General features: G+C 41.9%; 13 protein-coding genes and 1 tRNA gene. 7 read left to right on the top strand and 7 right to left on the bottom strand.

Features of this window, described 5'->3' with window-relative positions:
- Positions 1-765 (top strand): sodium/proton-translocating pyrophosphatase (locus tag HZC12_03855; protein MBI5025861.1); only part of this gene is annotated, 765 nt, incomplete at its 5' end.
- A gap of 186 nt (positions 766-951) precedes the next feature.
- A complete protein-coding gene (locus HZC12_03850; GenBank protein ID MBI5025860.1) occupies positions 952-1,722 on the top strand; it encodes a YkgJ family cysteine cluster protein in 771 nt (256 codons plus the stop codon).
- Here the strand turns inward: HZC12_03850 and HZC12_03845 are convergent.
- Entirely contained in the window at positions 1,711-2,070 is a 360-nt protein-coding gene (locus tag HZC12_03845) for a hypothetical protein (GenBank protein MBI5025859.1), read from the bottom strand. The genes HZC12_03850 and HZC12_03845 overlap by 12 nt on opposite strands.
- 177 nt (positions 2,071-2,247) lie before the next feature.
- Between HZC12_03845 and HZC12_03840 the strand changes: the two genes are divergently transcribed.
- Positions 2,248-2,775 (top strand): TIGR00295 family protein, encoded by a 528-nt coding sequence (locus HZC12_03840; GenBank protein ID MBI5025858.1) that lies wholly within the window; start codon positions 2,248-2,250, stop codon positions 2,773-2,775.
- Positions 2,776-2,785: 10 nt separating this feature from the next.
- Here the strand turns inward: HZC12_03840 and HZC12_03835 are convergent, their stop codons facing one another.
- The 6 genes from HZC12_03835 to HZC12_03810 all read right to left on the bottom strand — a co-directional run bounded on the left by HZC12_03835 (position 2,786) and on the right by HZC12_03810 (position 6,529).
- Positions 2,786-3,676: a bifunctional riboflavin kinase/FAD synthetase gene (locus tag HZC12_03835; protein ID MBI5025857.1), complete on the bottom strand. Its 891-nt coding sequence runs from the start codon at positions 3,674-3,676 to the stop codon at positions 2,786-2,788.
- 142 nt (positions 3,677-3,818) lie between these two features.
- Positions 3,819-4,547: a competence/damage-inducible protein A gene (locus HZC12_03830; protein MBI5025856.1), complete on the bottom strand. Its 729-nt coding sequence runs from the start codon at positions 4,545-4,547 to the stop codon at positions 3,819-3,821.
- Between the two features lie 65 nt (positions 4,548-4,612).
- A tRNA-Leu gene (locus HZC12_03825) sits at positions 4,613-4,699 on the bottom strand.
- 66 nt (positions 4,700-4,765) lie between these two features.
- Positions 4,766-5,200, bottom strand: a complete 435-nt coding sequence (locus tag HZC12_03820) for a hypothetical protein (protein MBI5025855.1) — start codon at positions 5,198-5,200, stop codon at positions 4,766-4,768.
- A gap of 126 nt (positions 5,201-5,326) precedes the next feature.
- On the bottom strand, positions 5,327-5,623 hold the full coding sequence (locus HZC12_03815; protein MBI5025854.1) for a hypothetical protein: 297 nt from the start codon (positions 5,621-5,623) through the stop codon (positions 5,327-5,329).
- 21 nt (positions 5,624-5,644) lie between these two features.
- Entirely contained in the window at positions 5,645-6,529 is an 885-nt protein-coding gene (locus HZC12_03810; GenBank protein ID MBI5025853.1) for a cytochrome C, read from the bottom strand.
- 591 nt (positions 6,530-7,120) lie between these two features.
- Here HZC12_03810 and HZC12_03805 point away from each other — a divergent pair.
- The 4 genes from HZC12_03805 to HZC12_03790 form a co-directional block, all read left to right on the top strand.
- Positions 7,121-7,318, top strand: a complete 198-nt coding sequence (locus tag HZC12_03805; protein MBI5025852.1) for a 30S ribosomal protein S21 — start codon at positions 7,121-7,123, stop codon at positions 7,316-7,318.
- Positions 7,319-7,320: 2 nt separating this feature from the next.
- Complete coding sequence (locus HZC12_03800) at positions 7,321-7,767, top strand: GatB/YqeY domain-containing protein (protein MBI5025851.1); 447 nt, start codon at positions 7,321-7,323, stop codon at positions 7,765-7,767.
- 47 nt (positions 7,768-7,814) lie between these two features.
- Positions 7,815-8,786 (top strand): NGG1p interacting factor NIF3, encoded by a 972-nt coding sequence (locus tag HZC12_03795; GenBank protein MBI5025850.1) that lies wholly within the window; start codon positions 7,815-7,817, stop codon positions 8,784-8,786.
- 129 nt (positions 8,787-8,915) lie between these two features.
- A partial coding sequence (locus tag HZC12_03790) for a DNA primase (GenBank protein MBI5025849.1) occupies positions 8,916-9,806 on the top strand: 891 nt, incomplete at its 3' end.

Here is a 9,806-nt window from a genome sequence, read left to right as displayed (position 1 = left end):
TACGGGCCAATTACAGATAATGCCGGAGGCATTGCCGAGATGGCGGAGCTTCCTAAAGAGATCCGTGCAATTACTGACCCCCTCGATGCAGTTGGAAATACAACTAAGGCAGTTACAAAGGGGTATGCCATTGGCTCTGCCGGTCTTGCTGCACTTGTGCTTTTTGCAGAATACTCAAGGTCTTTTGGAACAAGCATGTCATTTGAACTTGCGAATCCAAAGGTATTAGCAGGTCTTTTTATTGGTGGTCTCCTGCCTTATTATTTTGGCTCACTCCTTATGGAGGCAGTTGGAAAGGCTGCTGGTGGTGTTGTTGAGGAGGTTAGAAGGCAGTTTCGTGAGATTAAAGGAATTATGGAAGGAAAGGCAAAACCTGAATATGGGACATGTGTTGATATTGTTACAAAGGGTGCAATCAAACAGATGATGGTTCCTGCACTTATTCCAGTAGCAGCACCGATTCTCGTAGGGTTTATTTTAGGGAGGGAGGCCCTCGGTGGAGTCCTTATCGGAAGTATTATTACAGGACTTTTCCAGGCAATAGCCATGACAAGTGGCGGTGGTGCCTGGGATAATGCCAAGAAGTTCATCGAAGACGGCATGTACGGTGGTAAAAAATCTGACGCCCATAAGGCAGCCGTCACAGGCGACACAGTTGGTGACCCATATAAGGACACAGCAGGCCCTGCAATCAACCCGATGATCAAGGTTATAAATATCGTTGCACTGCTGATTGTTCCACTTTTAATTAAATTTGCACGATAAGATATTGCATTAAAAGGCCAACAGGATGCGCTGTCGGCCTTTTGTTTAGTCAGGCAACCCCGTATTTAATACGGGGCTGACCTATTTACCTAAAATAGCCGAGGCATCTCGGTACGAGTCGATTCCGACTTGCCTCGGATGAGAATTGGATTAAGATGCTTAACATGAGATGAGGATTGAATTAATATGCTAAATATGAGCTCTGTAGAACCGGTAAAACTTTTCCTGAATAGCAGGTTTAAGTTCAGGTGCCATAAAGGTATTGAATGTTTCACAAAATGTTGCAGTGGCATAGATATCCTCCTCACCCCTTATGACATCCTCAGGATAAAGAATAGACTGGAGATTTCATCAGGGGAATTCCTCGAAAAATATACTTACACCCATATCGATGAAAAGTCCTCATATCCATTCGTCATGCTCGGGATGCTTGACGATGAAAAGAAAAGCTGTCCCTTTGTTACACCGGAAGGCTGCACAATATATGCAGACCGCCCTGTAAACTGCCGATATTATCCTATCGGTCAGGGGATATTAAAAAAACAGGAAGGCGAATCAATTATTAATGAGGAATTTTACTTCTTCGTCAGAGAGTCTCACTGCCTCGGTTTTAAAGAAGATAAGGAGTGGACAGTAGAGGAATGGAGGGTGGACCAGGAAGCCTCACTCTATGATGAGACCAACAGGGAATGGAAGGCATTCCTGCTTCGAAAAAACACTCCTCAACTTGATGATAAAAAGCAGAAGATGTTCTATATGGCAAGTTATGACATTGACAGGTTTTCCAGTTATATCTTCGAAAGCAATTTTCTTGAGGTCTTTGATATGGATAAGGATGAGATTGAGAGGATAAAGATGGATGAGGTAGAACTGATGAAATTCGGATTTAAGTATCTAAAGTACATTCTTATGATAGAGAAGACACTGAAATTAAAGGATAGATCATTACAGGCCTAATTCCTTCTTTAACCACTCTTTTAGAGTCTCATCTATAGGATACATCCCGGCTTTACATTCTTTAGCTTTATTCTCAACCGCATCTCTCAATAGCTCTTCAGGGACACCCTCGATCCATCCGACGGTAACACTCATATTCTGGAAGGTATTCATAACCATAAGGGTTGGTTTAGAATTCACGATCTCTATATAAAACATATATCCTTCCCTTTCCTTTACCTTTTCCTGGTATCCCTCAGTAGTTCTTGGAAAAAGCGGCTGAAAGAGTATCTCAGGTGTTATCTCCAGCTTGACCTTATTGATAATTTTCTGATTATTTCTTAGATCGTTCAAATTTAACACTTTCATTTTACTGGCCTCTTTGTTTTAATTGTTATTATGACTTAAATTAGCATATCCTTCTTTTATTTTTCCTGTCTTTATATATTATATATTAAAAATTATATCAGAGGCGGTTGCCGAACCTTGTAGTAACAAATCCTGGCGAAAGTGGAATAAAGTTTTGGAGGTATATCAGCGAAACAAATGGAGGTGAGCTGTTTGAAAAATAGCTGCGAGATTTTAGAAAGGCTTGGATGTTCTAAAAAAATAATTGCCCACACGCTCGCTGTTTCCAGAGTAGCCCTTTCCATAGCGGATAGGGTTAAGATAAAAGTAGACAGGGATTTGATTCTAAAAGGCGCACTTTATCACGATATTGGCAGATGCAGGACTCACGGTATCGAACATGCAGTGGTTGGAGCAAAAATTGCGAGAGAATTGGGGCTTTCTAATAGTGTTATAAAGATTATAGAAAGGCACATAGGAGCAGGTATAACCGCTGAGGAGGCCAAAGACCTGGGGTTACCCAGAAAGGACTATATCCCCCGTACACCAGAGGAAAAGATAGTGTCGTATGCGGACAATCTCATAAACGGTTCTAAAGAAGTGAGTTTTGAGGAAGCACTGGAGAGATTCCGCAATGTCCTGGGGAGGGACCATCCATCTATCCGAAGGTTTAAAGAAATGCATAAAGAAATTCAATCATGGATTAGCAGTACAGGGAGATCTTGACAGAGAGGGATTAAATTTTTCTTGCGGTTTCTATATCAAGATTGATCTGCTGAATCAGGGAGTTTATGTCAATAAACTTTATCTCGTCCCGGATTTTGCGGATGAAAGGTAATGTGATTTCTTCTCCGTATATGTCTTCATCAAAATCGAAAATGTTTACTTCTATAGTTAAGGTGTTTCTATCGAATGTAGGACGATACCCCACGTTCGCTATGCCGCTATAGCAGCGGTTTCTGATGAAAAGCTTAACTGCATACACACCATTGGCCGGTATTATCTCATGTATTGGTGCAATGTTAGCAGTAGGAAATCCTATAGCTTTGCCCCTTCCGTCTCCACGGACCACGATTCCTGTGATGGCGTAGTGTCTTCCTAATAGCTTTGCAGCGTGTTCAACTGCGCCGTCTCTTAACAGATTTCTTATCTTTGTGCTGCTTACGATCTCTCCATCAATTGATATCTGGTCAACTTCAACCACCTTGAAACCAAGCTTGATACCGAGGGCTCTTAATTTTGCTATATTCCCTTCGCGTCCTCTTCCAAAGCGGTAGTTATACCCGACGAATACCTCTCTGGTGTCAAGCGAGTCGCACAGAATTTCTTTTACAAAATCCTCCGGGCTCTTTAATGAAAACTCCGGGGTAAAGGGAATTTTCACAAGCACAGCAACTCCCATTTTTTTGAATAACGCTATTTTCTCTTCATAAATGCTTATCAGAGGAGGGCATTTATCAGGTGCTAATATTTTTAAAGGGTGGGGGTGAAAGGTAACAACCACGCTGGTTCCCCCGATTTCTCTTGCCCTCTCTACCACCATTTTTACAATCGCCTGATGTCCAAGGTGAAGACCATCGAAATTTCCGAGCGTGACTACGCTATTTTTGCATTTACCTGCATAAATAGTATGTGTTTATAAAAGCCCTTTTTTCGTCATTCCTGCGGAAGCAGGAATCCAGAACCTATTGAAATTACTGGATTCCCGTTTTCACGGGAATGACAGACTATAAACATATTATTTGAGAAACACTACACTAGGGCTTTATTTATTCAGCCCTGATAACGATCTCTTCGGGGAGCTGTTCTATAAGGTAGCTGAATGCCCTGTTGAGGGAATCTTCACGCTTGGATTCTAGAGTCACCATGACCTTGTATTGGGAATTATCAATAATGGGATATGACCCCACCATAACATTTGGGTTGGTTTCAACGACCCTGTAAAGTGCTGGTGCTATATCGGTTTCATGCGCTTTAATAAACACCTTTCTCAGGAGAAAAGGATTGCAGCGGAAACGTTCTTTTACTGCATCAAATCTCATTTTTAGATACTTTGGTATTCCGGGAAAGATATAGATGTTCTTAAAATATACGGCTGGGAGCCACAGGTCCTTATTTACAATAATGTCTGCACCTTCCGGGACTTCAGCCATTTTAAGGATAGTGTCATTGATGGAATCCCCGTAACGAGACCGCAGGATTTCTTCAAGTCTGGGATGTCTCATTATCCTGAGGCCAAACCCCTTTGCAATCCCTGCCATAGTAACATCGTCATGGGTTGGCCCAACCCCGCCTGCTGTAAAGGCATAGTCGAATTTTTTTGAAAATTCTGAGACTTCCCTGCCGATTTCATCAATATCATCCGGAATAATTGAAATGCGAAGGACATTGACACCCAGTGCCCTGAGCTCATCAGTTAGGTAAGGTGAATTTATATCCCTGACCTTTCCTGAAAGGATTTCATTGCCAATAATGATAATCCCTGCTGTTTTTTCCATGGTCTTGACCCTTCCATCACTTAGAGAGAGCTGTTTTTTAGCAGCAAATCTAAGACCCTCTATAATGGTGCCGAAGGCGGGAGTTGAACCCGCACGGCCTTTCGACCACTAGACCCTGAACCTAGCGCGTCTGCCAGTTCCGCCACTTCGGCTTTACCCCATTAGGAAGAAAGCCCCACCCAAACTTTCTAACGGTGTTTACATGGAAATGGCAATGTCTATTGTATTTTAGGGACATTAAAGGGAATGTCGCCTTCTATCTTAATCAATCTCAGTGGATTGCCTTCAAGATAAAATACACACAGCCCTCTGTCTTTCAATTCCCTGCCTTTTACTGTCCAGGCGCCATGCCAGCTCATATTTACAGCAATGGCTGCGCCGTGTATCTTTACCCATTTAGGATTGAAAGATAAAGTGGCTTTATCAAAAAAAAGCTCTTTTGTCGTTGCATCCAGAAGCTCTGAAGAGAGATTTTTTCGTAAGGTCTCCGTATCCTTTTCCTGATATGACGCCATGATTGATTCGATGACACTGAGGGTCTCTTTAGTCATTATTGAGTCTTCAGATGGCTTTACTTTCTTTTTAGAGCACGCAGGGAAGACAATAACAGTCAACAGAAGAGGAATAAATAAAAAAGCAAAGGTTTTTTTCATATAAGCAATTTTAACTTTTTATGGCGAGGTTTTGCAACAGGCTAAAAGATAGAATACGCCAAAAGATAGAATAAGGCTCTGCCTGCTGAAAACAGGCAGAGCCTTTGATTATCCAGGGCTTAATTCTTACCTCTCTAATGTTACTTTTCTGGTTAGTGTGTGAATTGGTATCTTGTCTCCTGGGAATAGCTGATAGGTAAGTTCCACTGTAACATCAACTGTCCTTACACCTTCAGGGAGTTTAATCTCAAAGGACTCTTTTTTAGCCTTGTAAGGCTGAAGGCTTGTGTCACGGATAATCCCTACTTTCCAATGCGCTCCATACACCATCTTCTCATCGAGGCAGGTTGTTGACTGTGGCATATAAATCTTTTCGCCTTTGAATATCTCTTTGCCATCTGCTGTCTTTGCGGTCACTTCCATGACCACTCTGTTTGGAGATGGTCAGCCATCAGGGATTCTGTGACCTGCGTTTGTTGTCACCTTTGTGTTAACAACCACCATCGGGATATGTGTTCCGGCTTTTGGGAGGAACTGATAACCCACTGTTTGCACATCAAGGGAAATTGCCTTCTTCAGAAGTTCAGAAGATTGAGGTCTGTCATTCCAGTTGGGAGCAATTAGATGGTCTGCTTTGCCGTTAACCGGCTTCATATGGCATTCCTGGCATGTCTGTGTCCCGCCGGCAGGAATATAAGCATGGATATAGCTGCCATACAAGGTTGCACACTGATATGGATTTTCAGCATCAAAATTTGGTCCTGTGCCATGACACTGGGCGCAGAATATCGCTTGATTCATAATAACGCTTTTTTTGACCTTCGTGTAAGTCTTATCTCCGTGAGCAGGCACAGCTTTTGAGCCGTATAAAACACCCTTTTCAGGCTTTCCTTCTTGAAGTCTGTGAATGATGGCCATCTCATTGTGACAGACAATACATGTAATCTGGAGTTTGCTGATCTTAGCCTTGTCTTTTGCTAAAACAGCCTGTGCTATCTCCGCTGCAACAGAATCCTCTGCAGAGGTGAGTGCTTGTGGAAGATGGCATTTAAAGCAAGGAAAATTCTTCATTGTTGCTTTTTTAGGATCCTTTGGTGTAAAGGCACTCTTTTCCACAACCGGTATTAAAAATATGCCTTCTTTTATACCCATAAGAGGTCTGGCATGGTGTGACTTCTCCCATTGTGCATAAATCTCAGCATGACATGTCTTACAGCTTGATGAGTCATACATCTTTGCGAGCTCATCAATGGTCTTTGCTTTCTGTTCAGCCAGTGCAAAAGCTGGAAGAGACAGAATAGCAAGCATCAAAAATAATCTCCAAATCATTTTTGACCCCCCTTCCAATAAATAAATGAAACCAAGCATGTAATTGTACATACAATGGTTTCATTTACCCTGAGCATAGCGAAAGGTCTCACCACGACTGAGATTCCTCGCTAACGCTCGGAATAAATGCTCCCAAAATGTTAGAATCCATTTTTGGTCACATTTAGTTAAAAGGTTACTCTTTTTAATCCCCATGTAACCACCTCCTTTCAAAGGGTTTCCGGGACTCTATTTACAGCGGATTAAAACTAAAATTTAAATTATCAGGAATATTTAAAAAATGAAGCTCTTTTCTTTGGCGAGACCCCCCCTCTTAATTAAACTCTTAGCACAAAAATAGTGAATTGTCAATATAAAATTAAATTTACAAATTACATGTAACATAATATTTAAAAATTGACTTTACTTTATCTAATAGTCATCCTCTCCAGGACATTATCATATTGTTTCTTATCTTCTTAAATTTTTTAATAATCCACTTGATAAGTAGATGGCCAAGCATATAAAAATAAAAAATAGTGTCGATTCCTTGACATTATCTGTGTTTAATTGTTAGATTATCCTAAATTTTGCCGAGAGGGGGGGGATTTGATGCCCTCTATAAGGGTTAGAGAGAACGAATCATTTGAAAATGCTCTCAGAAAGTTTAAAAAACAATGTGAGAGAGAAGGAATCCTTTCTGAGATTAAAAAGAGAGAGCATTATGAGAAACCGAGCGTCAAGAGGAAAAAGAAAGCCTTAGCTGCAAGAAAGAAGGCCGTCAAGAGGATAAGGTTTTCCGAGAGGTAGATATGTCTGTCGCTCAGAAACTTAATACTGACCTGGAAGAAGCCATGAAGGCTGCTGATAAGGAACGGGTTTCTGTTATCCGGATGATTAAAGCAGCAGCCAAGAACAGAGAGATTGAGAAAAGGAGCCCTCTCACAGATGAGGATATTTACGATGTCCTGTCATCCCTTGCCAGGCAGGGAAGGGACTCTATTGAACAGTTTTCTAAAGGCGGCAGGCAGGACTTAGTTGAAAAGGAAGAAAGGGAGCTCTTAATAATTAAATCTTATCTGCCTGAGCCGCTTACTCAGGATGAGGCGAGGGCAATGATTAAGGCTGTTATAAAAGAAACAGGAGCAACAGGCCCCAGGGATATAGGCAGGGTTATGAAGATCCTCATGCCAAAGGTAAAGGGACGTATTGACGGTAGACTCCTGAATGAACTTGTAAAAGAAGCCATCGGAGGATAGCCTCCCTACGGGTCATAGACCCACATGTTTTCGATTGAGAGGATGAATTGCGTTTAAAAGAGTTTTACGAGATCATTATAGAAAGTGGAATTAAGGCGGACCCGAGAGGTCGGGATGCTGTCTTAAAAGAGTTAGAGAAGCGAAAGGTTAAGTACCAGGAACTTAAACCAGATGAGAAAGAGACCTTTGATACTGAAAGCATTAGGAACCCGTACGCTGATACAAGGATACTGAATGGCACAGGTGAAGAAGAAGTAAAGAAGATTCTTGTTGGTATAGATATGGAAACAGGGGAAGTACTCCTTGCTGACAGACTTGCATCAAAGGGTCATGCTATAGACCTTATTGTTTCCCACCACCCCGAGGGCAGGGCTTATGCAAATTTTTACGAAGTCATGCATATGCAGGCAGACATATTAAACAGGGTTGGCGTCCCTATTAATATTGCTGAGGACCTCCTTGAGGGAAGGATTAAAGAGGTGGAGCGAAAGGTTTCTCCTGTTAATCACACGAGGGGCGTAGATGCCGCCAGGCTTCTTGGCTTTCCGTTTATGTGTATGCATACACCATCCGATAATATGGTCGCAAATTATCTGCATCGACTTTTTAATGAGAAGGGGCCTGATACCCTTGATGACATCATGAAGATTCTGAAAGAAATCCCTGAATATCAGGAGGCTGCTAAAAATAATGCTGGTCCAAAGTTCCTCATTGGCTCTAAAGACAGGAAGGCAGGTAAGATTTTTGTGGATATGACAGGAGGAACCGAGGGCTCAAAAGATATCTTTGAGAGCCTTGCCAATTCAGGTGTTAGCACAATAGTAGCAATGCATCTTGGCGAGGAGCACAGAAAAGAGGCCGAGAAGAATCATATAAATGTAGTGATTGCAGGGCATATCTCAAGCGATAATCTCGGCATGAATTTACTACTTGATGAAGTGGAAAGAGTAAAACCCCTGGATGTTATCCCGTGCTCCGGATTTAGACGTTTCAGCAGAGTAAACACCACCGTTGCATAAATGCTGTTGCTGAACCCTTTGAGTGAAAGGGAACACAATTGTCAATTATCAATGAGCAATTAGCAATGCTAAATTTTCAATAACTTTCTTTGACTTTTAACTTTGAATTTTACATTTTGAATTTCTATTATGCCTTCTTACGACAGAACCCTTGAAGAGATAAAGAGCAGGGTGGATATAGTGGATTTGATATCCGGATATGTCTCCCTGAAAAAGAGCGGTCAGAACTGGAAAGGCCTCTGCCCCTTCCATTCAGAAAAAACCCCATCATTTATAGTAAGCCCCTCAAAACAGATATATCACTGCTTTGGCTGCGGAATTGGGGGAGACGTGTTCAGTTTTATTGTGCAGCAGGAAAATACATCCTTCAACGAGGCAGTAAGTCTCCTTGCAAAAAAAGCCGGGGTGACTTTGCCGAAATTTCAAGACAATGCAATTAATAATAAACAGAGAGAAATGCTGCTTAGCCTTTACCGGGACTCCATGATGTTTTACAGGGATGCCCTTAAAGGCAATCCTGAGGCTGAGGATTATCTTAAAAGTAGAGGAATAGACAATTTTTCTAAGGATAGCTTTTCTCCCGGGTATGCACCCAGGGAGTGGGACAGGCTTTTAACTCATCTCAGGAAAAAAGGTTATCCTGTTGAGGCTATAAAAAAAGCCGGGCTTATCATTCAGGGGCCAAAGGGCTATTATGATACTTTTAGAGGAAGGATTATTTTCCCCATATTCGACCTTCAGGGAGAAGTTACAGCATTTGGAGGCAGGGTCTTAGATAACTCTGAGCCTAAATATTTGAACTCACCTGAAACCCCGATCTTTAACAAAAGCAGGACACTCTACGGCCTGAATCTTACGAGGGATTCTATCAAGAAGATGGACTCTGTCATTTTCGTTGAAGGCTATCTTGATGTTATCTCCTGTCACAGGTTTGGTTTTACAAATGTGGTTGCGCCACTCGGCACGGCCCTTACAGAGGGACACGCTAAGTTGATGAAAAGATTTACCGATAATGCCACC

This window comes from Nitrospirota bacterium (assembly GCA_016214385.1).
GTDB lineage: Bacteria > Nitrospirota > Thermodesulfovibrionia > UBA6902 > JACROP01 > JACROP01.
This window is presented reverse-complemented; position numbering and strand designations above follow the sequence as displayed.